At 52.4% G+C, this 26,921-nt stretch carries 32 protein-coding genes and 1 tRNA gene; 9 read left to right on the top strand and 24 right to left on the bottom strand.

The window, feature by feature from the left end:
* Positions 1-18: 18 nt before the first annotated feature.
* The 11 genes from WCI03_00895 to WCI03_00845 form a co-directional block, all read right to left on the bottom strand.
* Positions 19-1,314 carry an O-acetylhomoserine aminocarboxypropyltransferase/cysteine synthase family protein gene (locus WCI03_00895; GenBank protein ID MEI8138403.1) on the bottom strand — a complete coding sequence of 432 codons (1,296 nt, stop codon included), beginning with the start codon at positions 1,312-1,314 and terminating at the stop codon, positions 19-21.
* 22 nt (positions 1,315-1,336) lie between these two features.
* The gene (gene atpC, locus WCI03_00890) at positions 1,337-1,663 is read right to left on the bottom strand and encodes an ATP synthase F1 subunit epsilon (GenBank protein ID MEI8138402.1); all 327 of its coding nucleotides are present in this window, start codon (positions 1,661-1,663) and stop codon (positions 1,337-1,339) included.
* Positions 1,660-3,087 carry a F0F1 ATP synthase subunit beta gene (atpD, locus tag WCI03_00885; protein ID MEI8138401.1) on the bottom strand — a complete coding sequence of 476 codons (1,428 nt, stop codon included), beginning with the start codon at positions 3,085-3,087 and terminating at the stop codon, positions 1,660-1,662. Before atpD ends, atpC begins: the two co-directional genes overlap by 4 nt.
* A 16-nt stretch (positions 3,088-3,103) precedes the next feature.
* On the bottom strand, positions 3,104-3,976 hold the full coding sequence (gene atpG / locus WCI03_00880) for an ATP synthase F1 subunit gamma (GenBank protein ID MEI8138400.1): 873 nt from the start codon (positions 3,974-3,976) through the stop codon (positions 3,104-3,106).
* A 16-nt stretch (positions 3,977-3,992) separates the two neighbouring features.
* Positions 3,993-5,504 (bottom strand): F0F1 ATP synthase subunit alpha, encoded by a 1,512-nt coding sequence (atpA, locus tag WCI03_00875; protein MEI8138399.1) that lies wholly within the window; start codon positions 5,502-5,504, stop codon positions 3,993-3,995.
* Positions 5,505-5,519: 15 nt separating this feature from the next.
* Positions 5,520-6,062 carry an ATP synthase F1 subunit delta gene (gene atpH / locus WCI03_00870; protein MEI8138398.1) on the bottom strand — a complete coding sequence of 181 codons (543 nt, stop codon included), beginning with the start codon at positions 6,060-6,062 and terminating at the stop codon, positions 5,520-5,522.
* Positions 6,059-6,616 carry a F0F1 ATP synthase subunit B gene (gene atpF / locus WCI03_00865; GenBank protein MEI8138397.1) on the bottom strand — a complete coding sequence of 186 codons (558 nt, stop codon included), beginning with the start codon at positions 6,614-6,616 and terminating at the stop codon, positions 6,059-6,061. The genes atpH and atpF overlap by 4 nt, the downstream gene beginning before the upstream one ends.
* A 6-nt stretch (positions 6,617-6,622) precedes the next feature.
* Positions 6,623-6,832, bottom strand: a complete 210-nt coding sequence (gene atpE / locus WCI03_00860) for an ATP synthase F0 subunit C (GenBank protein MEI8138396.1) — start codon at positions 6,830-6,832, stop codon at positions 6,623-6,625.
* A 72-nt stretch (positions 6,833-6,904) separates the two neighbouring features.
* A complete protein-coding gene (gene atpB / locus WCI03_00855; protein ID MEI8138395.1) occupies positions 6,905-7,705 on the bottom strand; it encodes a F0F1 ATP synthase subunit A in 801 nt (266 codons plus the stop codon).
* Positions 7,695-8,075, bottom strand: a complete 381-nt coding sequence (locus WCI03_00850; protein MEI8138394.1) for a hypothetical protein — start codon at positions 8,073-8,075, stop codon at positions 7,695-7,697. The genes atpB and WCI03_00850 overlap by 11 nt, the downstream gene beginning before the upstream one ends.
* Positions 8,076-8,116: 41 nt before the next feature.
* A complete protein-coding gene (locus WCI03_00845; protein MEI8138393.1) occupies positions 8,117-8,401 on the bottom strand; it encodes an AtpZ/AtpI family protein in 285 nt (94 codons plus the stop codon).
* A gap of 131 nt (positions 8,402-8,532) precedes the next feature.
* On the opposite strand from WCI03_00845, the gene WCI03_00840 reads away from it, so the two are divergent.
* Together WCI03_00840 and WCI03_00835 are read left to right on the top strand one after the other, a co-directional pair.
* Positions 8,533-9,711 (top strand): glycosyltransferase family 4 protein, encoded by a 1,179-nt coding sequence (locus WCI03_00840; protein ID MEI8138392.1) that lies wholly within the window; start codon positions 8,533-8,535, stop codon positions 9,709-9,711.
* Positions 9,698-10,795, top strand: a complete 1,098-nt coding sequence (locus WCI03_00835) for a hypothetical protein (GenBank protein MEI8138391.1) — start codon at positions 9,698-9,700, stop codon at positions 10,793-10,795. Before WCI03_00840 ends, WCI03_00835 begins: the two co-directional genes overlap by 14 nt.
* 36 nt (positions 10,796-10,831) lie before the next feature.
* Here the strand turns inward: WCI03_00835 and WCI03_00830 are convergent, their stop codons facing one another.
* From WCI03_00830 to trpS, 8 genes are all read right to left on the bottom strand, one after another.
* On the bottom strand, positions 10,832-11,155 hold the full coding sequence (locus WCI03_00830; protein MEI8138390.1) for a hypothetical protein: 324 nt from the start codon (positions 11,153-11,155) through the stop codon (positions 10,832-10,834).
* A gap of 71 nt (positions 11,156-11,226) precedes the next feature.
* The gene (locus WCI03_00825) at positions 11,227-11,451 is read right to left on the bottom strand and encodes a hypothetical protein (GenBank protein ID MEI8138389.1); all 225 of its coding nucleotides are present in this window, start codon (positions 11,449-11,451) and stop codon (positions 11,227-11,229) included.
* Between the two features lie 19 nt (positions 11,452-11,470).
* Entirely contained in the window at positions 11,471-12,319 is an 849-nt protein-coding gene (locus tag WCI03_00820; protein MEI8138388.1) for a prephenate dehydrogenase/arogenate dehydrogenase family protein, read from the bottom strand.
* A gap of 50 nt (positions 12,320-12,369) precedes the next feature.
* Positions 12,370-13,476, bottom strand: a complete 1,107-nt coding sequence (gene hisC / locus WCI03_00815) for a histidinol-phosphate transaminase (GenBank protein ID MEI8138387.1) — start codon at positions 13,474-13,476, stop codon at positions 12,370-12,372.
* A 27-nt stretch (positions 13,477-13,503) separates the two neighbouring features.
* Positions 13,504-14,562, bottom strand: coding sequence for a prephenate dehydratase (gene pheA / locus WCI03_00810; GenBank protein ID MEI8138386.1), 1,059 nt, complete (start codon positions 14,560-14,562; stop codon positions 13,504-13,506).
* Positions 14,562-15,383 carry an SMC-Scp complex subunit ScpB gene (scpB, locus tag WCI03_00805; GenBank protein ID MEI8138385.1) on the bottom strand — a complete coding sequence of 274 codons (822 nt, stop codon included), beginning with the start codon at positions 15,381-15,383 and terminating at the stop codon, positions 14,562-14,564. The genes pheA and scpB overlap by 1 nt, the downstream gene beginning before the upstream one ends.
* 12 nt (positions 15,384-15,395) lie before the next feature.
* A complete protein-coding gene (locus tag WCI03_00800) occupies positions 15,396-16,139 on the bottom strand; it encodes a segregation/condensation protein A (protein MEI8138384.1) in 744 nt (247 codons plus the stop codon).
* A gap of 62 nt (positions 16,140-16,201) precedes the next feature.
* Positions 16,202-17,164, bottom strand: a complete 963-nt coding sequence (gene trpS / locus WCI03_00795; protein MEI8138383.1) for a tryptophan--tRNA ligase — start codon at positions 17,162-17,164, stop codon at positions 16,202-16,204.
* 176 nt (positions 17,165-17,340) lie between these two features.
* Between trpS and WCI03_00790 the strand changes: the two genes are divergently transcribed.
* Positions 17,341-18,969, top strand: a complete 1,629-nt coding sequence (locus tag WCI03_00790; GenBank protein ID MEI8138382.1) for an L-fucokinase — start codon at positions 17,341-17,343, stop codon at positions 18,967-18,969.
* On the opposite strand, the gene WCI03_00785 is transcribed toward WCI03_00790, so the two are convergent.
* On the bottom strand, positions 18,947-19,753 hold the full coding sequence (locus WCI03_00785) for a sulfite exporter TauE/SafE family protein (protein ID MEI8138381.1): 807 nt from the start codon (positions 19,751-19,753) through the stop codon (positions 18,947-18,949). The genes WCI03_00790 and WCI03_00785 overlap by 23 nt on opposite strands.
* Positions 19,754-19,781: 28 nt before the next feature.
* The gene (locus tag WCI03_00780; protein ID MEI8138380.1) at positions 19,782-21,023 is read right to left on the bottom strand and encodes a mechanosensitive ion channel family protein; all 1,242 of its coding nucleotides are present in this window, start codon (positions 21,021-21,023) and stop codon (positions 19,782-19,784) included.
* A 334-nt stretch (positions 21,024-21,357) separates the two neighbouring features.
* On the opposite strand from WCI03_00780, the gene WCI03_00775 reads away from it, so the two are divergent.
* Together WCI03_00775 and WCI03_00770 are read left to right on the top strand one after the other, a co-directional pair.
* Positions 21,358-21,432, top strand: a tRNA-Gly gene (locus tag WCI03_00775).
* A gap of 278 nt (positions 21,433-21,710) precedes the next feature.
* A complete protein-coding gene (locus WCI03_00770; protein MEI8138379.1) occupies positions 21,711-21,935 on the top strand; it encodes a hypothetical protein in 225 nt (74 codons plus the stop codon).
* 227 nt (positions 21,936-22,162) lie between these two features.
* Here the strand turns inward: WCI03_00770 and WCI03_00765 are convergent, their stop codons facing one another.
* From WCI03_00765 to WCI03_00755, 3 genes are all read right to left on the bottom strand, one after another.
* On the bottom strand, positions 22,163-22,351 hold the full coding sequence (locus WCI03_00765; protein ID MEI8138378.1) for a CsbD family protein: 189 nt from the start codon (positions 22,349-22,351) through the stop codon (positions 22,163-22,165).
* A gap of 279 nt (positions 22,352-22,630) precedes the next feature.
* A complete protein-coding gene (locus WCI03_00760; GenBank protein ID MEI8138377.1) occupies positions 22,631-22,789 on the bottom strand; it encodes a DUF3309 family protein in 159 nt (52 codons plus the stop codon).
* Between the two features lie 88 nt (positions 22,790-22,877).
* Entirely contained in the window at positions 22,878-23,366 is a 489-nt protein-coding gene (locus WCI03_00755) for a hypothetical protein (GenBank protein MEI8138376.1), read from the bottom strand.
* A gap of 645 nt (positions 23,367-24,011) precedes the next feature.
* Here WCI03_00755 and WCI03_00750 point away from each other — a divergent pair.
* From WCI03_00750 to WCI03_00735, 4 genes are read left to right on the top strand one after another with little or no spacing between them, the layout of a single operon-like run.
* Positions 24,012-24,374, top strand: coding sequence for a histidine kinase dimerization/phospho-acceptor domain-containing protein (locus WCI03_00750; GenBank protein MEI8138375.1), 363 nt, complete (start codon positions 24,012-24,014; stop codon positions 24,372-24,374).
* The gene (locus WCI03_00745) at positions 24,371-24,790 is read left to right on the top strand and encodes a response regulator (GenBank protein ID MEI8138374.1); all 420 of its coding nucleotides are present in this window, start codon (positions 24,371-24,373) and stop codon (positions 24,788-24,790) included. The genes WCI03_00750 and WCI03_00745 overlap by 4 nt, the downstream gene beginning before the upstream one ends.
* Entirely contained in the window at positions 24,762-25,220 is a 459-nt protein-coding gene (locus tag WCI03_00740) for a response regulator (GenBank protein MEI8138373.1), read from the top strand. The genes WCI03_00745 and WCI03_00740 overlap by 29 nt, the downstream gene beginning before the upstream one ends.
* Positions 25,221-25,231: 11 nt before the next feature.
* Positions 25,232-26,854: a hypothetical protein gene (locus WCI03_00735; protein ID MEI8138372.1), complete on the top strand. Its 1,623-nt coding sequence runs from the start codon at positions 25,232-25,234 to the stop codon at positions 26,852-26,854.
* Positions 26,855-26,921: the final 67 nt, after the last annotated feature.

Here is a 26,921-nt window from a genome sequence, read left to right as displayed (position 1 = left end):
GTCCTGATCCTTTCGGTGTTACAGCGAGGCAGCTTTAAGCGCCTGATCCAAATCGGCCACAATGTCATCAATGTGCTCGATCCCGACAGAAAGCCGAACAAGTTCAGGAGCAATGCCGCATTCTATCTGCTGAGTTTCGGTAAGCTGGGAATGAGTCGTGCTGGCTGGGTGAATGGCTAAACTCTTGGCATCTCCGACATTGGCCAACAAAGAGAACAATTTCAGGCTGTCGATAAACTTTCCGCCGGCTTTTGCGCCACCTTTAATACCGAAAACCACCATACCGCCAAATCCATTCTGCAGCATTTTTTTGGCTACCAGATATGAAGGATCGCCCTCCAACCCGGGATATCTCACCCACGAAACGGCAGGATGCTTCTGGAGATATTTGGCCGCAGCCATGGCATTCTGGCTATGCCGCTCCATCCTTAACGGAAGGGTCTCAAGTCCCTGTAAAAACAACCAGGCATTATCCGGAGCAATACAGGCACCCAGATTACGCAACGGCACCAGCCGCATCCTGAGGATGAACGCCAAAGGCTCCAACGGCCCGAGATCATAAGCAAACCGAAGATTGTGATAACTCGCTTCCGGCTGAGTAAATGACGGAAATTTATCACTCTTCCAGTTAAACTTTCCAGAATCCACCACGATACCACCAATTCCGGTCCCATGGCCCCCGATCCACTTGGTCAACGAATGCACAACAATATCAGCCCCCTGCTGAAGAGGACGCTGGTGAAAAGGGGTGCTGAAAGTACTATCCACCACTAACGGTAATCCGTTTTCATGCGCAATCTTGGCGACAGCAGAAATATCCACCACATCAAGACCGGGATTTCCGATGGTCTCAACATAAACCAACTTGGTTTTCGGGGTAATCGCCTTGGCGAAATTCGCGGGATTGCGCGAATCAACAAAGGCACACTTAATGCCGAAATGCGGCAGGATATCGTTGAACTGCGTGTAGGTTCCCCCGTACAGATTCTGTGCAGAAACAAACTCATCACCCGCCTGGCAGATGTTGATGATCGCATAGAAGATTGCGCTTGTGCCTGATGCAACCGCTAAAGCGGCCACCCCGCCCTCCAGAGCGGCAACCCGCTTCTCAAGCACATCCTGAGTCGGATTCATCAATCGAGTATAAATATTACCCAATTCTTTCAGGCCGAAAAGATTAGCCGCATGTTCCGCATTTTTGAACACATATGAACTGGTCCGGTAAACGGGTACCGCTCGTGACAACGTAGAGGAATCCGGTTCCTGTCCAGCATGCAAAGCTAAGGTCTCAATCTTATTACTGATCACACTCATCTTGAATTTCCCTTCTGTAAAATCAATGCAAGAAAACAGGTGCCACCTGACGCGCTACAGCCTCCGCCAGCTTTTCCTCAGCATCAGCGGGATCATCAGCCAATACAGCAAAATCAGCCAGTATGACCGTAATTTCAGGAGTCACTTCCGCCACTCCGCCATCCACCACGATCAGCTTGGTTTCATTTGCCAAGCTCACTTTAACAATCCCCGTTCCTACCGCCGCCACCATTTGGGCATGACGCGCCAAAACACCGAAATAACCCTCTGGCTCAGGACAGACAAGACTATCGGCCAAGCCGTTGTAGAAAATTTTATCGGGTGTAGAAATCAGGACTTTGAACGTCACGCCTTGCCTCCCGCGAGTTTTTTAGCTTTCACAAGCACATCCTCAATTCTTCCGACCATGTAGAAGGCCTGCTCAGGAACCTTATCATGCTTACCATCCAGAATTTCCTTGAAAGACCTGACGGTATCGGCAATCTGCACATAGGCACCCGCCATGCCGGTGAATTGTTCGGCGACAAAGAAGGGCTGTGAAAGAAATTTCTGAACTTTACGGGCACGCTCAACCGTAAGCCGATCTTCTTCAGAAAGCTCATCCATACCCAGAATCGCAATGATGTCCTGCAATTCCTTATAGCGCTGAAGAATCTCCTGCACCCCACGTGCAACCTGATAATGTTCTTCCCCGACAATTTCCGGTGAAAGAACTGAGGAGGAGGACGCCAGGGGATCCACAGCCGGATAAATGCCAAGCTCGGAGATCGCGCGGGACAGTTCCGTCGTGGCATCCAAATGCGCAAAGGTCGTCGCCGGGGCGGGATCGGTATAGTCGTCAGCGGGAACATAAACCGCCTGAATGGAGGTAATGGAGCCATTCTTGGTCGAGGTGATACGCTCCTGCAATTCACCCATATCAGTACCCAAAGTCGGCTGGTAGCCTACTGCCGAAGGAATACGTCCTAACAAGGCCGAAACCTCAGATCCGGCCTGGGTGAAACGAAAAATATTATCGATAAACAGCAATACATCCTGCCGCAACTCATCACGGAAATATTCAGCCACAGTCAACGCGGACAGGGCGACTCGAGCGCGAGCACCTGGCGGCTCATTCATCTGCCCGAACACCATGGATGTTTTCTTAATCACTCCAGATTCGCGCATTTCCCGGTAAAGCTGAGTTCCCTCACGTGTGCGCTCACCAACCCCGGCAAACACAGAATAACCACCATGCTCCGTGGCGATATTACGAATCAATTCCTGAATCAGCACGGTCTTTCCGACACCGGCCCCGCCAAACAACCCAATCTTGCCACCTTTTTTGTATGGGGCAAGAAGATCAATCACCTTGATCCCGGTAACCAGAATGCTGTCCTTGGTATCCTGATCCTGGAAAAGAGGAGCGGCACGGTGAATCGGCATGCGAACCTCACAGGGAATCGGTCCCGCCGCATCAATGGGATCCCCCAACAAATTCATGACTCGGCCCAACGTCCCCGGTCCGACAGGAACCGTGATTCGCTCTCCGGTATTTTTAACTTCGGCGCCACGCACCAACCCATCCGTTGCATCCATGGCAATGGCACGAACCAGATTGTTGCCAAGATGCTGTGATACCTCAAGCGTCAGATTCCATTCCTGATCATCGATATAAGGATTGGTAACCTTCAGCGCTGTCAAAATAAAAGGCAGCTGGTTCTCCGGAAATTCAACATCGACCACCGGGCCAAGCACCTGAGCCACTTTACCGTTCACCACCGTTTTTTCCATGCTCATAAATCCCTCTTTATTTCAGCGCCTCAGCGCCCGCCACAATCTCTGTTAATTCCGTTGTAATCGCTGCCTGACGTGCCCGATTCCGCTGCAGCGTAATCTGGCGGATCAAGTTATCAGCATTCGAGCTCGCCTGTTCCATCGCCTTCATGCGGGCGCTATGCTCCCCCACCGAACTGCTGAGCATCGCAATATAGACGCTCAAGCTGATCACACGAGGAAGCAGGGCCTTCAGCACCTCTTCGGAACTTGGCTCCAGCATCCAGCCTCCGGATTTGACATCCCCGACACCCTGCGTTAACGCCGCCGCATCCATAGGCATGATTTTTTCCACAACCGGCTGTGTTGACATGGCGCCCTGAAGGGAATTGTAGGCCAGATATACCTCATCCACACGGCCCCGCACAAAAGCCGCCTGAAGTTCGCGCGCAATACGATGGGCATGCGTAAAGTCCGGCTTCACCATCACGTCTTCATAGTACCGCTCAACTGCGACATGGTTTTTCATGGAAGCATAGCCGCGACGACCACAAAAACTAATCAATACCGACCGTCCCTTTTCCTCCTGCTGCCTCATCCAGGGATTGATCATCTTGACCAGATTGTTGTTGAACCCACCGCACAACCCCCGGTCTGATGTAATCAGCAATACCAGAATTTTTTTTACAGATTTGCGAGAAATAACCAGCGGATGCTCACCGGCCACCACAGAAGGCCCCATCCGCCCCAAAATTCCAAACATCCGGCTTGAAATCAGGCTGACACGCTTCTCGGCATCCTGTGCCCGCCGGAGCTTGTTTACCGAGACCAGCTTCATGGTCTTGGTCATTTTCCGGGTACTTCGGAGACGGGTCAACTTGACATTAAATTCTTTAAGCGTCGGCATGCGATAACGTCCCCGATCAAGCCGTCTTCACAGACAAACGTTTCAGTACAGCATCCAAGGCCGCCTTAACCTCGGTCGTCATCGCTTTGGCCTGCGCAAACAAAGTCAAATATTCACAGGGACCGCGATCCAGAGCCTCATACAATTCATCCTCAAACGTTCTGATTTTAGTCACCGGGATGGAATCCAAGTACCCTTGAGTGCCGGCATAGATGACCGCCACCTGCTTGGCCACGGGAATCGTCGCGTGAACGTTTTGCTTCATAAGTTCCATGAGCCGTCGACCACGATCAAGCTGCTTGCGCGTTGCCGGATCCAAGTCCGAGGCGAATTGCGAAAAGCCTGCCAGTTCACGGTACTGCGCCAACTCCAAACGCAGGGAACCCGCGGTCTGCTTCATGGCCTTCAACTGGGCGTCACCACCCACACGCGAAACTGAAATTCCGGGATTGATCGCGGGCCGCTGCCCGGCATTAAACGCATCCGTCTCAAGGAAAATCTGCCCATCTGTAATCGAAATGACATTCGTCGGGATATAGGCCGAAACGTCGCTCGCCTGGGTTTCCACGATCGGCAACGCCGTCAGGCTTCCGCCCCCCTTCTCAGGGCTCAACTTGGCAGCGCGCTCCAGCAACCGGCTGTGTAGATAGAAAATATCCCCGGGAAACGCCTCACGGCCCGGTGGTCGACGCAACAGCAGGGACAACTGGCGATAGGCCTGTGCCTGCTTGGTCAAGTCATCAAAAATAATCAGTGCATGCCGGCCACTGTCCCGGAAATACTCAGCCATGGCGCAACCGGTATAACCCGCGAGATACTGCATGGGGGCAGGATCGGAAGCCGTTGCGGCGATGACCGTCGTATATTCCATCGCGCCGTATTTTTTCAGCTTCTCACACACCTGCACCACGGTTGAGCGCTTCTGCCCGATGGCGACATAGAAACACATCACGTTCTCGCCGCGCTGGTTGATGATCGTATCGATGGCAAGCGAGGTCTTCCCTGTTTTACGATCACCAATGATCAACTCACGCTGTCCCCGCCCGATGGGGGTCAAGGCATCAATCACTTTGATTCCGGTCTGAAGCGGCTCACGCACGTCAGCACGATCAATAATGCCCGGGGCCTTAATCTCGATTTTCCGCATCTCAGTACTCTTGATGGCGGGCCCGCCATCAATGGGACGTCCTAATGCGTCCACGACGCGTCCGGCAACCGCCTCCCCTACAGGCACTGAAGCAATTTTACCCGTACGACGAACGGTATCCCCTTCTTTGATTTCACGATCCTCACCAAAAATGGCTACCCCGACGTTATCCTCTTCGAGATTGAGAACCAGACCTGTCAGCCCCTCGCGGAACTCGATCAACTCCCCAGCCATCACACCGGTCAAGCCATCGACATGGGCGATCCCATCACCCACGCTTAACACGGTTCCAGTTTCGGATACGTCTATTTTCTGATCAAACTCCGAGATTTGTTTTCTCAGAATAGACGCAATTTCTTCAGGTCTTAAATCAACAGCCATACGCCCACCTTGCCGTTATCCGGCCATCATCGTTTGCCTGATCATACGCAATTGCGCCGCCAAGCTGAAATCATACACCGTATCACCCACCTGCAATCGGCATCCGCCCAGCAGCTCGGGGTTCTCTTCCGTCTCCAAAATCAACTGTTTTCTAATGCGGCTTCCCGCCTGCAATGCAATAGCCCTGACATCATCGGAGGATAACGCGAATGCCGAAGTTAAACGCCCTCTCAAAATTCCCTGGCACCGCTCTTCCTGATCCTTGAAATCAGCACAAATCTCACCCAAAAGACCCAGACGCCGCTTGGACTCCAGGAAACGGATAAAACGCCAGACAAGCGGGTGGACCCGGGCCGCAAAGAGAGCCTCCAGGGTTTGCATCCGCCGCGCTGAAGCGTACCGATAGTTCCCGATAAAACCGCGAAGATCACCAGAGCCGGCTAAATCCGATTGGATCTTGACGAGATCGGCCCCAACAGCCTCAAGCGCCGCATCTCCTGTTGCGAGATCGTGCAACGCCTGCGCATATCGGTGCGCCGCTCTGGAACGCAGCTTCATAGGTGCTGAATTCCCTTGGTCATATCGTGTGCCAATGTCCGATTCCGCTCGGTATCCATATTCGTCGCGAGAATTTTACCCGCCAGTGAAATGGCAAGTTCGGTTGTTTCCCGCCGCAGGACAATGCGCGCCTGCTCGGTGGCCGCCGCAATATCACGCCCCGCCTCTTCAACAAGCGCTTTCGTCTTCTGCTCCGCCTGATCCAGAACGATTCGGGCCGACTCCTGAGCCGCCACGCGCGCCTCTGCGACCAACCGCTGGGACTCCCGCTCGGCGGCCTGGATCATTTCGCGATTCTTCGCCACGGTCTCTTCCGCCCCAAGGCGCGCAGCCTCGGCTTGCGCCAGCGCATCGCGGATGGATTTCTCCCGCATATCCAGCACTTTTAGAATCGGCTTCCAGGCAACCTTATAGAGCACCACCGTCAACAAAGCGAAGGTGATCCACGTCAGTACCATCATGGACCCCGACACGTCCATGACGTTCGGGGAGGCTCCATGGCTATCAGCTGCCGGTGTTTCCGTCACAGCCTGAGTTTGAACGGCGTCTTCCATGCCGGTTTACTTTCCAAGCAAACAGATAACGGCACAAAACAAAGCCGTACCTTCAACCAAAGCCGCAACGATCAACATCGTCACTTGAATTTTGGCCGTCATTTCCGGCTGCCGTGCAATGGCACCGACCGCTGCGGCTCCCACCAACCCGATTCCCAGACCTGCACCAATGGCAACCAACCCCGCACCAATTCCTGCTACTGACCCAGTTAACATACCGTTTTCCTTTCTAAAAACTCAGTCCACATAAACCCAACAAACCACGTCACCTCTTCCCGCCCCATGTCATTAATGAGCCGGATGATACCGTTCCCCTATAAAAATCGCGGAAAGTAATGTAAAAATATATGCCTGCAAAAAAGACACAAACACTTCAAGAAGATAAATTCCCAAAGCCCCCAGCAACGCCGGCGCGGCATAGGCGCCAAACATCACAATCATTCCCAGCAGGGAATAAATGACCAAATGCCCGGCCAACATGTTGGCAAACAAACGAATGGCCAATGCCATGGCGCGAATAAACATACTCACAAATTCGATTGGTACAATCATAATCAGCATTGGACCGGGAATTCCGGGTGGAACAAAGCCCTTACAAAAAGCGACAAATCCGTTCCGGTAAATGGCCCCAAAAATCATGAAACCCAGCGTGACCAGGGCCAACGCAGCGGTGACCCCGAGGTTCGACGTGGCCGTATACAAACAAGGGACCAGACCCACCAGATTCATGATCAATATGAAAAAGAAAAGCGAACAGAACATCGGGGTCATTTTCTGGCCATCTTTTTCGCCCAAAAACGGAATAACCATTTCATCACGGATATACTTGGCGAAAAACTCAACCGCATTCAGCAAACCGGTTGGCACCGCCTGCTTTCTGCGACCCAGAAGCCCCAACACCACGATCAGCAGCAACGCCACGGAAACCATCATGACGGAATGTACCGTAAGTCCAGCAGGAAGGGTCGTATGCAGGTGGGGCAACCAGGCCCAAGTGGAGGAGTTCATGACATGATGCATCATGTAGGCTTGGACCGCCTCACTTTTCGCCTGCACCAAATTCACCGCATCAATTGTATTAGTTTGCATCACGTCCACACTCTAACTTTTCTGCCACCTTTGTCTGAGATTTAAACAGTTGCATCACTTCAACCGGCATCATCACAAAAAAAGCAGAAAGACCTGAAATCAAAAAACTTCCGCGCTCACCTGGGAAAAAGACGGTCATGTAAGCAAAGATCACGATCAGGGTCAACATTCTGATTGCATTGGCAATCACACCCCACCCCATAAAGGCTGCCCGCGAAACCCCGACCGACTGGTCACGAATCACGCGAGCCGCCATGCTGTTAAGTGCCACGAGGCTCCATCCGCCACAGGCCGCCCACCAGCAAGGAGTAAGCACGATAACCCCCACCAAACTAAAAGCAACAAAACCAGAGAGAAGCATCCCCGCCATCCAGTGGTGCGAGTTCACGCCTGACTTCATGGCCTGCAACTTCACGAAAAATCACCTTCCCCAGGATCTTTGGATCTAGGCGTTGTCGCCTTGCGGGCCTGTTCATTCAGCATCCGGATCACAATCCAAACCTCGTAAGCCCCATAGGCCAATCCCAGCAAAATCCCACCCACGGTAAAAAGAATGGCCCCTTCGCCTCGTTGCTGATCAATGTAATAGCCAAGAAAAGAAAAAACCGCCATCCCGACTGCAAAATTCATTCCCAGCATCAAGGCCCGGCCTAACTCATTGCGCTCTCCTGGCCCGGTAAAAACTTTTCGCATCATGGTAACCCCTCTTTCTCACTCGATTGAAAAGAAGCCTACATAATATTCTTGGGATTGTACCGCACAATGATATTTGGTTACATAAGCCCTTACACAACTAAGCCGCTTTCTTAAATGAGACAATTTATCGTATGAATATCCTTTTTCTGGCCCCCCACCCTTTCTACCAAGAGCGCGGCACCCCCATTGCCGTCAACTTGCTGCTTCAGGCCCTTTCCAATCAGGGCCACAAGGTTGACGTCCTGACCTATCACGAAGGGTCGGATGTAACCTATCACGGCGTAACCCTTCATCGAATCCGCCGCCCCATCTTTGCAAAAAATGTTCCGCCCGGACCCTCACTGAAGAAGATTTTGTGCGACCTGGTAATGCTCCCGACAGCCCTTAAAATGGCAAAGAACACTCGCTATGATCTTGTCCACGCCGTGGAGGAATCCGTCTACATGGCCATGCTCATTAAATGCCGTTATGGCATTCCGTACCTGTATGATATGGATTCTTCTCTTGCCCGACAAATTGCCGAAAAGTTCAGCTTTTTGAAATTTCTGCTACCCATGATGGCCAAAACTGAAGGGGCCGCCATCAAAGGGGCTCTCGGGGTCGTGCCCGTCTGCGATGCTCTTGCAGATATAGCCCGTGCCGACGGGGGACGTAAAATTTTTCTTCTGCGAGACATCTCGCTATTGCAACCTGCCTCCGCCGAAGACCGCGAAGTCGTTCGGAAATTGATTCCAGAGCATAACCGCCCTCGCCTCATGTATCTGGGCAACCTTGAGACCTACCAGGGAGCCGATCTAATGTTGGAAAGCTTCGCCCGCTTCATCAAAAACGGTGGGACTGCCGACCTCATCATCGCAGGGGGTAAAGAAGCCGACATCACACGATTTCAGGAAAAGGCCATCGTATTGGGAATTAACACCCAAACGCAATTCCTTGGCCACCAGCCTGTCAGCCGGATGGCCGCTCTTTTCGAAGCGTCGGATATCCTGGTATCGCCACGTATCAAGGGCAACAACACCCCGATGAAGATTTACTCCTATCTTGCCTCCGGGAAAGCCATCCTCGCCACCAACCTGCCAACCCACACCCAAGTGCTCACGCCGGAAGTGGCCATCCTCACCCCTGCCACGGTCGAAGCCTTTGCCGAAGGTATGGCGAAACTAGTAAACGACAAACCCCTGCGCGAACAGATCGGCTCGACGGCCAGTACCCTCGCACAGCAATCCTATTCACAGGAATCCTTCCTCAAGACGGCACAAGAATTGTATACTTGGGTCAAAACCGAAATTTCCAGCCATGAAGAGATCTAATAGCCGTTACCGTCCTTCACCCCAGCCCTACGTTACCCGCGCCCAAATGAGGATGAGCACGGCTCTGATCCGTTTGAACACAAGCTCGATCCGGAACAAAGCGCTCAAGGACTATCAAAAGGCCGAACGGGAACTCGAGCGGCATAAAAACCAGTTGAAACGTTACCACGAGGAGGACATCCCTGGCTTCCGCTCCTGGATCCACAAAAACTTTGGCCACTTGCTCACCCGACAACGTGAGTTGGCGCAGGCGCTTGACGAGAACAGAAATACTGTTTTTGAAATTCAAGCTCTCGCCTCGCGCTACCATCTCTCCGAAGCAGCCGCCTATAAAAAACTTCTCTGGCGCCGGGCTCATCCCGCAGAGGCTGAGGAAGAAGACCGCCAATGGGAAGAAGCGATGGAGCGCAAAAGGAAGAAAAGCAAAGATCCCTCACTTGATGATTTCTTTGGGGATGAAGATGATGACGGCTTTACTGATTTTGAAAGTGAGTTAGCCGACATGCCGGATGACGCCAAGGCTGGCTTTACCGATTTTTTTGAAGAAATGACGGGCATCCGGCTGCCCTATCGCTCCCCTGAAACCTCAAGTGCGGAAGGCAAAACCGCCAAGGAGTTGTATCGCACCATTGTCCGGCGCCTCCATCCGGATCACCACGGCCAGATGTCGGAAGCTCGGAAGGTCCTCTGGCATGAGGCACAGGCCGCCTATCGCCAAAAGGATACCAATGCCCTCTATAACATCCTGGCACGCTGTGATGGTGGCGAATCAGGCTTAGGTGCACAGAGTGCGGTCAGCCTGATCCAAAACCTGACGCGTCAACTGAAGCAATCCCTGCGCACAACCAAACAAGAGATCAAGCAGGTCAAGCGTGACCCGGCCTGGGATTTCCATACCCGCGCCCAGGACCCCAAGTTTGGCCAAAAAATCCGGCACGAACTTGAAGATGAAATCACAAACGGGGAATGGAATTTAAAATCGGTTGAAAACCTGTTGAAACAACTTGAACGTGAAGCCAACCGCCCTCCCCCGCGTCATGGCCGCCCGAGACGATACGCACGGGATCCATTCGATATCTTTTAGTAACTGCTCAGGTATCCAGAAGGCAGGACTTGACCCTCAAGGTGGCGTTCGACGTCCTCGGCGAACGCATTCGCCATTTAAGGGCACCTGATACGCAATTTGTGCCACTTTCTGGTCTTCCGCTGTTTTGAACCCAGGCGGTTCACTGGCCTTTGGCATCACCGTGCTGGTAGTCGTCTGAACAGGCTCCAGCCCCAGTTTGTTGGCCAATTTAGACTGCGAATAAACCGTCACGGTTTTCTCGCCCAACTGTTCCGGCTCCGGGATCACCTGCTGCATACGGATTTGCGAATCCGGTTTCTTGGCCTCATCCACAATCTCCTGGAACTTATCGTGCGCAATGATATTCAGGCGATCCACTGTGTTGACCCCGGTACGCCGACCGTAGGGCAGCCGAAGCCCACGCCCAGAGGATTTGACTTTACCACCGGCTAAATTGTGGTGGGCGGCTTGTAGACCGGGATTATGATGGCTGGAGGGGGAAGAGGTTTAAGAACAGGCGGCACTGGCTTAGCCGGTTCTATGGCTGGACGGGGAGATGGTGTTGCCTGGGTGGCGGGAGGCGGAATCGTACGGCTTTTCACTCGGGACTCCATGGACTCCTTCACCTCCACTCCCAGCGCCTTCAAAATCGTCTCACCGGCCCCCTGCCCCATGGCAATTATCGGACATATGTTATCCCAACAATTCCCGACGGAGGGTTCGGGCGCGTTCCAGAAAGGACTTAACTTCGCAGTAGTCTTGCTTATCGATGGCAGAGATCAACTGGCCAAGTTGATCTTGATAGGCATGTAATTCGGTGAGAATAGCCGTCCGGTTGGTTTTCACGATGTCGTGCCACATTTCCGGGGATCCCGCCGCGACGCGAGTGGTGGACTGAAAACCCGGGCCGCAAAATTTCGAGAGGTCAACTGGGTGATTACGACCGGCAGTCGCCACCAGCAAGGCGGCAATGAGATGCGGCAAATGACTGCTTCGCGCAACCAGTTCATCATGTGCATCGGGTGCCAGACGCACGACCTTGGACCCCACTCCCTGCCAGAGCGCCTCAATGATACCAACGGCAGATTCCGGCGTTCCCGCTTCCGGCGTAAGGGCTGTCACGGCACTTTCATAGAGTTCGGCATTCGCTACTTCCAAACCAGTTTTCTCAGAGCCCGCCATGGGGTGACTTCCTACAAAAACCAGGTTCGTGCCTTTGAAAAGACGAGGCATCTCTCGCGCAAGATCCGATTTTGTACTCCCCACGTCGGTTACCACACAACCGGGCTCAAACGCCGCTAGACAGGTTTTGGAAAGTTCAGGAATGCTGCACACCGGCGTGCAGAATACCACCACATCAGCCCCGCGTATTGCCGCCTGGGGAGTTTCAAAAACCTCATCTGCAGCACCCATGAACAACGCCCGTCGGCGGGTCTCCTCGCGCCGGGCCGATGCGCTGACTGTTGCCAGTCCCCTACGCTTCAAGGCCAGCCCTAACGAGCCCCCCATCAAACCCAGTCCAATTATGGCTACTTTTTTCATATCCAACAACACCCTCACCCCAGCCCGCTCCCCTGAAGGGAGCGGGAGTGTCATGCTTCCTTGAGGACTTTCTTAAGCACAGAAATGCACCGCTTGTTTTCGGCACGGGTTCCAATGGTAATCCGGATATACTCGGGAAGCCCATAGGGATCCATGGGGCGCACAATCACGCCCGCCCGTTGCATGGCATCAAAGATCTTTCGGCCGGGACCAACCTTGACCATAATGAAATTGGCGAAGGTGGGCACATATTCAAGCTTCATTTTGCTGAACATCGCCTGTAAATAGGTAACCCCTTCCTGTGTCATCGCCCGGGTCCGTTCTACAAACTCATCGTCGTCCAGGGCCGCAATGGCCGCCACCTGGGCCATGGCCGTGGTATTGAAGGGTTGGCGCACACGCTGCAGGAGCTTGATGCAATCCTCCGATGCCACCCCATAGCCAATACGTAAGCCCGCCAGCCCATAGGTCTTCGAGAATGTTCGGAGCACAATCACTTTGCGTCCGGCCCGAACGTATTTAATACAATCAGGCTGGAGCGCCGGGGGCAGCAATTCGATATACGCTTCATCAAACGCCACCAGCACATGATCAGGAACACGCTCCATAAAACGGTCCAGAGCAGCCTGATCCACCATTGTGCCCGTCGGGTTGTTGGGATTAGACACAAAAACCACCCGCGTATCCGGTGTAATCGCGGCCAGCATGGCATCCAGATCGTGGGTAAAATTCTGCATGGGCACCTTGATGGTGCGGGCCCGGAACATATCGGCCACCAGTTTGTAGACCACAAACGCGCGATCGGCCATTACAATGGACGTTGAGGAATCCAAAAACACATGCCCGAGGAATTCGATCAGTTCGTTACTGCCGGAGCCGGTAATGATCTGGTCGGGGGACACATTTAGTTTTTTCCCCAGTGCCTGCCGAAGATAGAAGGCACCGCCATCAGGATAGAGATGCATTTGACGCGCGGCTTTTTTCATAGCCGCCACGGCTTTGGGCGACGGCCCCAAAGCATTTTCATTCGAGGCCAGTTTGATGATTTCGCTGGCATCCTGAAATCCCATTTCACGAGCCACTTCCTCGATAGGTCGGCCCGGCTCATACATCCCAAGCCCCGCCACCCAGGGTCTCGCCAATTCATTAATCGTCATGACAAACTCCCTTCTTCACTACAACTATTACGCCTTGGGATAGGATCCCAGCACCGTCAATAAGGCGCAATGTTTCGCCAGATCCTGCATTCCCTTTTTCACCTGCTTATCCTCAGCGTGGCCTTCAATATCCACGAAAAAGAAATATTCCCAGCGTTTGCTGCGGCTCGGGCGCGACTCGATCTTGGTCAGATTCAGCCCAAACTTTTTAAAGGATTCCAGCGCCCCATAAAGAGCTCCCGCTTTGTGTTGAACGGCAAATAACAAGGAGGTCTTATCATCGCCTGTCGGTTGATTCTGACTGTGACCAATGACCAGGAAACGGGTCGTATTACCGCTCATATCCTGAACATCGGATTCGAGAATATTAAGCCCGTAGATTTCCGCAGCCAGCGAACTGGCCAAAGCCCCGGCCCCATCCTCCTTGGCAGCGAGTTCAGCCCCACGTGCAGTACTCGCTACAGGGATCAGGTCCACTCCCGCCATTTCGCGTTGCAACCATTGCCTGCATTGCCCCAAAACCTGAGGATGGCTGTACAATTTCTTGATGCTCTCCCGCGGCACTTTGGACAATAGATTCTGCGTGACAGGCAGATACAATTCCGCACAGATTCTGAGCGATGTTTCCGTCATCCGATCAAGCGTATAAGTCACAGCCCCTTCGGTGGAGTTCTCGACAGGCACCACCCCATAGTCGGCCATTTGTTTTTCGACTGCATCGAATACATCACTAATCGTCTCGCAGGATAAATAATCAACGCTACCCCCGAATCGGCTACGGGCAGCCTGGTGCGAGAAAGTGGAAGGCGGCCCCATATAGGCAACCTTGAGATTCTTCTCAAGCGCAAGGGCGGCAGACATGATTTCCCGATAAATGGCTCGAACCGACTTATCGCCAAGCGGGCCGCGACTTAGTTTTGAAACGCGCGCCAAAACTTGCTTTTCTCGGGCAGGCACATAAATGCTCTTACCGTCTTTCTTTTTGAGCTTACCAATCTCCAGCGCATACCGAGTCCGCTCATTCAGGAGCTTGACAAGCTTCGCGTCAACATTGTCGATTTTTTTTCGAACTGTTTCCAGGCTCATCATTTCTCCTCTTCTTCATCTTCTTCGTTGTCGTCCTCTTCGTCGTCGTCTTCGCTTTCCTCCTCGTCTTCGTCTTCTTCGTCATCCTCATCTTCTTCGTCGTCGTCATTGTCATCCGTCGGATCGGACGAATCCGTCGGATCGATCGCCTTGACATCTGCTGTGCCCTCTTCACCAGGGACCTCAACGGCGGGTGCGACCGTGGCGGCCGCATCCTTGGTGCTCTCGTCCTGCTTTTGGCGGATCGCATCCATCCGGCTCAATTCAGCAATGCCGGGAAGGTCTTTAACTTCCTTGAGCCCAAAATGCTCAAGGAATAGTGCCGTGGTACCGTAAAGCATAGGACGCCCTGGCAACTCACTACGCCCCACAATCTTGATCAACTGCATTTCCATGAGCATCCGGATCACATGGTCTACGGCAACCCCACGAACCGCTTCCAACTCGGCGCGGGAAATTGGCTGTCGATAAGCAATAATGGCAAGCGTTTCCAAAGCCGGGCGGGACAGCCGTGTGGGTTTTCCGACATTCAACATATGCCGAACCCATGGCCCGCCCGTGGGATCACTCTGGAAACGAAACCCATCGGCATTCTCGACCAAATGGACGCCTGTTTTGTTGGTGTCACACTCTGTCTGAAGTTGCCGCAGGCAAGCCTTCAGTTCCGCCTCTTTGACAGAACTGTAGACCCCCGCTTCTTCACGGTTGATTTCTGCCGTTTCCTGCAACAATTTTCGGATTGCCCCGACAGTCATGGGCTGACGTGCCGCAAAAATGATTGCTCCGAGGACTTGTTTTAATTCCACCTGTATTGCCTCCATACCTATATCCCCTTAAACTTCCACTTTCGTCACAATCACGATCTCGCCAAAATCACCATCTTGCTGCGCCATCAACTGACGCAAGCGAATCAATTCAAGAACGGCCAGAAATGTACAAACAATCTCATTCCGGCTGGCTGCTTTCTCAAACAGAGTCGAAAAACTGACCTTCCCTTTGGCTTTGAGAGTTCCTAAAACAAATTCTATCTTATCTGTAACCGTAAAACGCTCGTCATGGATTTCGCCGAACTCTTCAACTTTGACCTTCTTGAGCGCGTCATTAAAGGCTGTGATCAGATCAAATAAACTGACATCCCCCAGTCCGATACCCGGTCCCTCTTCAACCCCGGCCGCAGCGTCACTACCCAAAGCAAACACATTTTCCTGCAAATATTCGCGATGCTGGAGGTGGGCGGCCGCTTCCTTGAACTTTTTATATTCCACCAGCTGCTTAACGAGTTCCCACCGGGGATCCTCCTCTTCCTCCTCCATGTCCGGGCGCACATCGACCGGAAGCAACATCCGGCTCTTGATCATCATCAATGTCGCTGCCATGACGATAAATTCGCCGGCAATATTGAGATCCAACAGCTTCATGAGCGAGAGATACTCCATGTACTGCTTGGTCACCCGTTCAATGGGAATATTGTAGATATCTACTTCATCCTTCTTGATCAAATATAAAAGAAGGTCAAGAGGCCCCTCGAACACTTCGAGTGATACCTTATAATCATCCTGCACGACAATTTGCGTCATATAAATCCTTCGAGTTCACGTAGATCCAATACCCACCCGACTCGTATTCTCTACCACTATTCCTATTCCAAACCAACTGCCCGGCGAGCGGCAGACAATGTCTTGCGGGCTTCAATACGCGCCCGCTCCGCCCCCTCTTTCAACACAGCATCGACATAGGCAGGCTCTTTCTGAAGCTCTTCACGGCGTTTACGGAAGGGCTCAAAATAGGTCCATAACTTTTCAAAAAGCGCTTTTTTTGCAGTGCCATATCCAAACCCACCCACCCGGTAACGCGCCTCAAGCTCAGCCCGCTCAATGTCCGAGGCAAATAACTTGTACAAAGCAAAAACATTGCACGTCGCGGGATCCTTGGGCTGCTCCAACGGCGTGCTATCTGTCACGATGCGCATGACACGTGCCTTCGTGTCTTTTTCCGTCCCAAAGATCTCGATCGTATTGTTATACGACTTCGACATTTTCTGACCATCCACTCCGGGTACCACGGCCACATCGTCACGAATAACGGGTTCGGGAATGGTAAAAGTTTCACCGAACTGAAGGTTGAACTTCACGGCAATATCACGCGCCACTTCCACATGCTGTTTCTGATCACGCCCAACAGGAACCGTAGTGGCCTGCACTTCCAGAATATCTGCCGCCATCAACACCGGGTAGGAAAAGAGCGCATGCGACGCCGCTATCCCCTTGGCAATCTTATCCTTGTAAGAATGACACCGCTCCAACAGACCCATGGGGGTCACAATCGACAGAAGCCAGGACAACTCAACCACTTCCGACACATCACTTTGCCGAAAAAAAACCGTTCGACTGGTATCCAGGCCACAGGCTAGGAAATCAAGCGCCACATCACGCACATTCTGCCGCAACACCTGGGGATCGGCCACCGAGGTTAAAGCATGATAATCAGCAATGAACAAAAATGCCTCCCCTTGCTGTTGCAAAGCTAAGGCCGGTTTCATCATCCCGAAGTAATTACCAAGATGCAGCTTACCCGAAGGTTGAATTCCCGAAAGAATTCTCATTTTCTTCTTTGTTTCCATAGACAAAGGTTCCCTTTTATTCCTAAACCGGCAAACCATAGCGGATGCGCCCCTATTCTTAAAGAGTTTTTCGCAAGAATCGCTATTCAGTTCGATCCCGGATGTGTATAGAGTATGGCGGCTTCAAGAACAGAAGGAGACAAGGAAGGATTACACACATGACAACGACAATGGCCTGGGATTACTTGATTGTCACCGCTTCCAACGACGCGCAGGGCACAGCTTACGAGCAGCAGCTTGCACACCGCCAGCAACTGGGGCTATTGCCCCAATTCCGTAATTTCATGGTGGTGACCGATCTTGAAGGAAAACGAATTGGCAGTGGCGGCAGTACGGTTCTCTGTATCATGCGCGTTCTCGATCGTGAGATTGAAGGCCGACAGGGGCCCCTTACCGGCCCTGCCGATATCGAGCAAATCCTGCGCCGTCTGCGCATCATGATCATCCACGCCGGCGGGGATTCGCGCAGACTTCCCGCTTACGGGCCCTGCGGCAAAATCTTTATCCCGGTTCCCGGGAAACTCACGTCCCAACTCGCCCCCACCCTATTTGACCGACTTCTCCCGTCCTTTCTCGCACTCCCCGCACCTCAAGCGGATGCGGGGCAAATGCTCGTACTCTCGGGGGATGCCCTCCTGCTATTTAACCCCCGCTCAGTGCGAATGGATCTACCCGGAATTACTGCTCTCGCCTGCTATGATACCCCCGAACACTCCAGCAAACATGGAGTCTTTGTTCCGGACGGCATGAGCGTCAAAGCCTATCTTCAAAAACCCAGCCCCGAAACCCAACGGGCATTGGGCGCCATCAATGCATCCGGCCAAACGGCACTCGACGTGGGCATTATGAGTTTTGATGCCGCCGCCATACTCCTTCTTCTAAAAGCCTTCGACGTCACTCAAAGTTCCGACGGTAAATTTGATTGGGCTCCCGACAGCCGCCGGCGCATTCTGGCTCGAAGTCTGGATCTCTATCGAGAAATCTGCTGCGCGTTGGGCACAGAGGCTACCCGCGAACACTATGTCCGTAGCGCCCGGGACAGCGGCTCTACCTGGGACGATGATGCGTTAGCGCACATCTACGAGATTCTGCACTCCATGCCGTTCCACTTGCAGGTAGTCCCATCCTGCCAATTCATGCACTTCGGTACCACCAAACAACTCATTACCAGCGGACTCGAACTGCTTACACATGATCTAGGACAGGCTCCCGCCAGAACCACTCTGTCCTTAAACACAAAATTGACGGACCAGGCAGAAATTACGGGAACTAACTCCTGGGTGGAAGGCTGCACACTGACCGCCCCATTGAGGCTGACCGGCCAAAATGTCATCGTAGGGGCCGATATCACAACTCCGCTGTCCTTGCCAGAAAAGGTCTGTCTGGACATCGTGCCCGGTTATGACCGGCAGGGAACCAGCGTGCATTTCGTCCGGTGCTACGGCATCGCCGATACGTTCAAAGACAGCCTGGAAAAGGGAGGCACACTCTGCGGACTACCGTTACTCATCTGGCTTGAGGCAGCAGGACTCCCGCCTGAAGCCGTCTGGGCATCTGGAGTACCCCTAGCCTACCGCAGCCTCTGGGATGCCCGCGTTTTTCCTGCTGTCAAACGACATGCGGAATTCATGCAATGGTTATGGCTTTTCGATATCAAGCACGCCACCCCACAACAGAAGCTGGCTTATCAACAATCCGACCGCTACAGCGCGGCAGAAGTCGCCATAATGACCAATCAGGACGCCTTCTATGCGCGTCGAAAGCTCAACTTGGATGAACCAAATTAATGAGCATTTTAGAGGCGATGACAAGTAACAAAAAGGCAAATCCCCGCTTCAGCGTAGGAACGGGAAGCCGGTGTGCTAGCCTTGCCCCAAGGGGCGCCGTTAGCATGCTCACCACCGCAATCCCGGCAATCGCAGGAAGATAAATATAGCCGAGTGAGTATTTAGGTAAAAAGGCCTCACCTTTTACGAAAACAATACTTCCGAAACTCCCCGTCAAGGCAATGAACAGACCAATGGCAGAAGAGGTTCCAATGGCCGTTCGCATGGACACATTACACCAGGATAAAAAGGGAACCACCATACTCCCGCCACCGATCCCCACCATGCTTGAGAGTCCCCCTATCAAAACCCCCACACATGTCATAGCCACGGGGTGTTTCGAAGGAGTCGGGGAATGCTTGACCTCCGCCTTCATGAACATCTGCACGACCAGACAATACAGAAATGCAACGAATACCCATTGCAGAAGCCGCGTTGACATGTGACTGGCCAGCAGGGAGCCAGCCAAAGTGCCAAGGATAATCGCGGGCGCCATCCTCCGGACAATCGCCCAATCCACACTCTCACGCTCATGATGGGCCTTCATGCTGGCGATGGAGGTGAATACAATACTGGCTAGCGAGGTACCCACCACCAAGTGCTGGATATGCTCGGGATGGAACTGCTGTTTTGCGAACAGAACAGCCAAAGCGGGAACGATAATGACTCCTCCCCCGACACCCAACATCCCGGCCAGAAGGCCAACCCCACCACCCAGGACACAATATATTACCCAGATTGTCATTCCTTACTTTCTTTAAGTGAGGGCTGGCCTACACCCTATTTGCTGCAGGAGTCACAGCGATTCCATCCGATTTCAAATAAAGGGTCTGCGAGGGAAACGCAAAAGAAATCCCCGCCGCGTCAAATCGACGCTTTAACTCCAAATTGAGTAACTGAAAATTCTGCAAGTACTCCTTATAATCCGCTGAATTCCACCAGTGCACAACCAGGATGTTAAGCGACGAGTTTTCGAATTTATCAAAACTCACAATGAGATCGGCCGTTTTCGGGTGAGGCCGGTAGACCTCATCAATAATTTTCATGGCCCGTTGCACCCCTTCGGCCGGAGTATCATACGTAATCCCAATATTCATCACCGTCTTAATTTGCTGACGTTTGCTCACATTGGTCAAACTCACGTTAGCCATCGTCCGGTTGGGCACAACCACAAGATGTCCATCCAGATTACGAATGCGAGTGCTTCGTAATCCGATGCCCTCGACCTCGCCATCAATTTTATCAAACTGAATGCGATCCCCAATCCGGAAAGGTTTGTCGGTAAACAACGCTACGGCGCCAAAAAGGTTCGAGAGAGTATCCTGGGCAGCAAGCCCCACCGCCAGACCGCCGATGGATAATGACGCCAGAAGCCCCGTTACGTTCATGCCCAGGTTCTGCGTAGTCACCAGAACAGCGACAACCAACACAAATACTTTGGCACTTTTACGGATAACCGGAAAAAGATGCATATCGAGAACGGCTTCACCGGATGCAAGAATTCGCTTCTGCCACACCTCCATCCCCACATCTACCAATTTCAAAAGCAAATAGGTAAGGGAGCCCGCAACGACAATTTTAAGACCATTTGAGATAAAGGTTTCCGCCCACTCCGGCCAGGAAAATACGCGAAGCCCTACATGCAGAAGCACCACAAACGCGATAACTTTGACCGGCCCATGCGCGAGGTCAAGCATGAGATCATCGATTTCGGTCTCCGTTTTCTCTACCAGCTTCCGTAACTGAACTTGTACCAGATAATCCACGAGTTTGGCAGCATAGAGAGCCAGAATAACGTAGATAATCGCGGCCAGGTATTGCCATAGCGGATTGCCTAATAAACTTCCCTGAAGCCATACAACGCGATCGAGTCCGAAGGTTAGCCAGACGTTTGACACCCTCTCAACAGTCACGGCAGTCACCGTATTGGTAGTCTCGCCCGCCCATCCACTCAGTGGTGCCAATCCTGAAAACAAAGCAACTATATTCACAAACTTAATCAAATCTTTAAACATGAAATAAAACTCCGTGTAACCTTTACTTCTAGAAAGGCGGGAAGTTTGACATAACAACTCCACATTATCAATTCTTCGCACTGAATATGTGGCCTAACCCCTTGATTTTGTGACGAATAAGGACTTTCGGCCTTTCTGGAGGTGTTTTTTCATCGCAACCATCATTTAGCGATTGGCACGTCGGCTGAAAGCCGCCTTCCCCAGGCAACCCATTTGCTTGCTCGGGGATGCGCTTTGCGCCTGTTCAGCCGTCTACTCGTGGAGTTGTTGATTTTAGAATTCTATTCTGGACAAACACTTCATAGCCGAATAGAGTCTTAAAAGTTTTTTGGATGCGGGAGTAATTCAGTGGTAGAATGTCAGCTTCCCAAGCTGAACGTCGTGGGTTCGATCCCCATCTCCCGCTCCACTTTAAAACCACCTGAAACGTAAAATAACCCTGTAAACATTGAGTGAAACAGGTATTTGCGCTTCAAACTCAATTTCCTGTCACAAACCTGCAACAGGTTGGTTTTGGATGAGTGAAAACAAAACTTTTTTCAGCTCCTATACCCCATTCCCCTGCTCTCCCAGCCTAAAAGACGACTTGCTCCTATATCATCGAAGAAAGTTGCATTCGCACTATGCACTTTTGAAACTATGACGACGTTACAAATGGCTTGCAGCGGATAAAAAAGGAGTGGTGTCATGGATAATGATGTGGTCAAGAAACTGATCGAGGCTGTGTTTACGGCCCCACCGGACTTACAAGAAAAAGCGCTGATAGTACTGCGAGGTGATCCTGTGCACCAGCACGCGCACGGTCTGGCGCCTGGCAAGAATCGGGAAACTTACACGGATCAAACTCGGGCACCGATCCACCCGATTCCGGATGGCGGATATTGCCAACATTACTTCGGAGGAAGATGTTGATCGACCTGTGGTGTAACTTGATCGGGTACATTCGGTGACGTTGAATAAGCGGGACAAGTGTCACGTGTTTTAATCAGGACATCCGTGATTGAGATATCACGGTTTTCATGAACCCTTGAAGGTGCTAATGTCACGGCATGGGCAGAGGTTACCCGTAAACGCAACCACCGGATCAACGCCGTCAAATGGCCTGGGTTTTATGGGGAATATCCTCTTCACTCCGCGCGCTATTTTACCGCTTTATCCAGAATCTTCCCGACTGACTTCTCGAACTGCCCGATGACCTTTTCGGCGGCTTGCTTGATATGGCCGACAGACTGATCCGTCTGGCCCTTGGCGCGCAGCTTGTCGTTGCCGGTCAGCGCCCCCGCTGCCTCCTCGATGCGCCCCTTTAAAACCTTTGTTAATCCCTTCATGATGCCGATTCCCTATTGTACGAAAGTTGTCTCGACCCTATATCTCCCCGATGCTTACCAGTCTTTGGCTATCGGATGTAACACTAGCCGAACCACAGAAAGTGGTCGCCGCCAAAAATCACACATCCCGAAAGCAGCAGGCAGGCTGAGACCAAAACCAACAGCATCATTATCACGCGCAGGCATTTTCCCGTATTCATAAGTCCTCCTCATCCGTAATCTTGGCGATCCTTGACCGCAATTTGTTTACCCAAGCCAGCGGTTCGTCGTGTTCGTCCTTCAAATTCGACCCAAAAGAAGCAATATGACCAGGATCAGAACCACGAGGCCGAGCCCACCGCTTGGATAGTAACCCCAGTTCTTGCTGTGGGGCCAGGCGGGCAATGCGCCCACGAGAAAGAGAATCAGGACAACCAGTAGTAACGTTCCAATGCTCATGCTGTTGCTCCCTTCATATTTAGAATCTCCAGTTGACGAGAACCATCCCAGGCGCTAACGCGTCGGGCAACTCGGTGAACCACTCGTTCTAGGGCATAATATTAACCACCCCGATTTGCAAGCCGCTAGCCGCCGTCGCCGCATAGTTGACGATTCCGAGTTGTAACCCGGTCAAACTCCCAGCATAGTTCACCACACCGCACTGGAACCCCTTCATGGTGCCGCCGGTGTAGTTCACCACACTGCCCACAAGGCCAAGACAGAAACCACCTTGCCAGCCGAGGGTGTCGCCCTTCGTATAGTTGACCAGTCCCCATTGAAGGCCTCTGTAGCTATCTGCGTAATTCAGGATACCCACACTCAAGCCAGCGCTATCACCCGTTGACCCGTTCACAATCCCCAAGGCGAACGCGGCTTGCGGGTTCTCGCTCCATATTCCCAGTGTGAAGCCCTCGATCTTCTCGGTCCGGTCATGGATGGCGATGCCTGGAGTAAGGCTGAGTTGCAGGGGCTTGGGCCCTGCCATGGCTCCCACCGTAACCAGCGCAACGCCCATCAAAACAACAACCTTTTTCATTGCATGTTCCTTTCTCATTGTTTGTGTCTCTTTCTGTTAACGACGAAGCATTAGCACCACGAGAACGATGACGACAACAAGGCCGAGTCCGCCACCGCCGATGTAATAGATGTTGGCCAAAACTGGCGAAAATAGAAGATTCATTGGTCGATTCCTTTCAATTCCTAGGGAACTCACCAGTTCCCATACTTTCAATCATGACGTTACGCGGCGGGACGCACCTTTGCTATGGGGTGTAACCCTACTGCTGCACCACATGCTTTTCGCAGGTTCTGCAAAAGTGATAGCCGTAGATGGCGAGAATGATCGCATCGGGGATGAGCCGCGGCCGCCGAATACGCTCCGCCCACGTGCGGTAAAGGAGCATGGACTACTGTTGAGCCGCCCACGGGGCTGGATGCTCCAAAGGACAGGTGGGGCGAGCGTACTACGCAGATGTCCGTTCCTTTTCAGTCGAGATGGCGATCTCGGCTGGATATGGGTATGGATGTAGGAATGGCTTTTATAAATTTTTCCAAGGCCATGTTTTGATGCGGCAGGGTTAGACCCCATTGCCCAGACGGCATTTCATTACGTAATATCAGTCCAAGGATGATTTTAAGAACAAAGCTGTGACAATATTTTGATAATTTTATGTAAAGTGACATGAACAAGATGGCAAAATCATCGAAAAATACGAAGCGACATGCGGGGAAAGCCTGTGTCATGAGTGAGGTCAATAGGATGAAAACGGAGTTTGTGTCCTTTGCCACCCATGAACTACGCACACCCCTCAGCAATATTACTGAAGCGGTGGCCCAGGTGGTCGACGGGCTTCATGGTGAGATTGGAGTGGAGCAGAAAAAAATTCTTGAGATCGCCCATAGAAATTGCATGCGGATGGGGAATCTTATCAGCGAACTGGTGGACATGTCACGGGTCGGGTCCGGTAAGATCGAATTCGGCAAAACTTTTGATCAAGTGAATCAGCAGCCCGACAGGAAACTGGACGGGGGAAGGTCTGTATGAAAAAGGGGCAACCAGTCGCAAAAATTCTTATGGTTGATGATAATGACGATCTGCTGCTTCTGGTGGGAGCGCGGTTGCGGAGCAACGGCTACGAGGTGGTCACGGCCAGCAATGGGGAGACCGCCATCAAACTTGCACTACGGGAGAAGCCCGCGTTGATCCTGCTCGATATGGGGTTGCCGGATCTGGATGGATGTGCTGTGTGTCGAAGGTTGAAGTCGGAAGTGTCCATTCGTGAGATTCCCATCATTGTGATGTCAGCCAACAGTCGGCAGGTCGACAAGGATCAGGCTGCAGAGTGCGGTGCCGAAGGATACATGGCCAAACCGTGCGATCCGGGATCTCTTCTGGAAGGAATTGGAAGTCTGTTGGAAAGGAGAACTCCTCATGTCACAGCGAATTCTAATTGTGGATGACGATGTTGATTTTGTGTACCTGTTAAGTACTCGTTTGATGGCCAACAACTATGAAGTGTCGACGGCCTATGACGCGATGACGGCTGTGTCCATAGCGCAGGAGAAAAGACCCCATCTCATTATTCTGGACATCAGGCTTCCCGGTGGCGGAGGGTTTAAAGTCTATGAGAACTTGAGGACATCATTGCGCACCAGTCGAATTCCCGTCCTTTTCATAACCGGGTTTGATGAGGTCGGGCCTGAGCAGGAGAGAAAGGTCAAGGATTCTCTCCAGGCGTTGAATTACCCGTTTCTTATCAAGCCCTTCGTGGTAGACACCCTCCTGGAAAAGATAAAACAGGCATTGAAACAACCTCCCGCTATTCCGGATGAAAACGAGAAAGCTCTAGTAAAAGAGATCATCGCCTGGGTGGCAGGTAAAGAAATTTAAGGAACTTGAACGTGGATAACTCAACAGGATCAAACCGCCCGGTGGCCGCCAGCAGAGAGTTGTTGCGGCTGATGGGGAGGATTTTCGCAAACAGCGACATGTATGGTCCGCATCATAAACTCACCATTGAATCTATTGACAAGTCTTACAATTTACTGGCGCCGATACTGGAGATTTGTGAGCGCATCAACTTTGATATGGCTGACGGTGTGCTGCTTGTCGAGGGCGAGCCGGCGGGAACGACCGAATCCTTCATCAATGTCCTTGCCAAACGGTTAACCGACGTTGAACTAGCCGGACTTGCCATGTTAAAGGGTCTGACGCGGGAAGAGTATGGCAAACTGATCGAGATCATGTTCACAGGCGTGCCGGTTGCGGATTCTGAAGGTGAGGGTATGCGACAGGCCTTGGCGGAGCATGGCGTCGAGCACATCTCCGCATTGACAGTGACGTATCGCACGGTTACTGAACATGAGGAGGTTGTTCTCAAGAACGCTGAGAAAGCCCCGGAAAGTCTCATTGAAGATGCGAAAGCCGAGGAAGGCAAGAAAGGCGTCGTTGAGCAGATTATGGCGTTTCTGAAGAGCGATGGCCTTGTCGACGGTGAGCAGGCGTCCAAAGATCTGGCAACCATGTTGCTTTCGGACCCCGAGCGACTTGCCCGATTCATCATGGAGATGGCGGTGGTACAACCCAGGAAAATGACGCCATCTGGTGAGCCGGAATCTCTGGCTGACATTGTTGTCGCGCGTCTCAACCGGGTTCGTCACGCTCTGCTGAAGGAGAAGCCGATTGCGAGTGCAAAACGGAAAACCGCCTTGAAGAAAAACCTGCTGTTGCTGGGGAAGGATATCCTGCGCAGCGTGAAGGGGCTCGAACCTCCTGCCGCGCCCGGTACGGAGATCGCGATCTCAACGGCCATCAATGAAATGCTGGGGGAAGTTGAAATCAAGGCCATCGCATCCGAGTACGCGAAGAAATACGCTTCGTTTGCCAGGGCCGAGAAAGATCTCGTGCAGCAGATCAAGGCTATGGGCGAAGAACAAGCAGTTGAACGCGGCCTGGGTAAGCAGCTCTCTGCGGAAGGGATATCGTCCAGCGATTGGCGGACGCTCCTGATGAAGGCTGCGGAGGTCTCCGCCCCCGGCGGTGTGAGTGAGATTATCGCCCTTCTCACGAAATTGGATGAAATGGTCAGTGCCGGCAAGTCGGATCCAACTGCGATCACTGATGTTGTGTCGCAGGTGAATAAGGTTTCCGGGACCCTTGCGAGCAAAACCGGGAAGAAAATCGAGAATCTTGGCAAACAGATTCAGGACTATATCGAAGCATCGGAAGACCTGGAAGAGCCGGAAGAGCCGGAACGGACTAAACGCAAACAGACCCTGGCGGCCCTCCTGGTAATCCTTGCCGAAATCCTTCAGGAGTTGTGTCAGCCTATTACTGTGATGAGTGGCGTGATCCAAATGGCGGCCGCTGGCTATCTTGGCCAGGTCAATGAACAGCAAAAAGAAATGTTTCAAATGGCGGAAGAGAGTGGCGCGAGCGCAAAACAGCTTCTGGATAGGCTGATCGTGATTGTAGGAGTGCCAAAAGGCCTGGCACCGGATAGGGAACTCCTCACTGCCCGTTGAAAACCCGTTCATACATTCGGCCCTTATGTTGAAAAGAGGGTTGCCGAGGGACGATGCTCGCCTGATT

It is taken from the genome of bacterium (genome assembly GCA_037143175.1).
Classification (GTDB): Bacteria; Verrucomicrobiota; Kiritimatiellia; order CAIKKV01; family CAITUY01; genus JAABPW01.
This window is presented reverse-complemented; position numbering and strand designations above follow the sequence as displayed.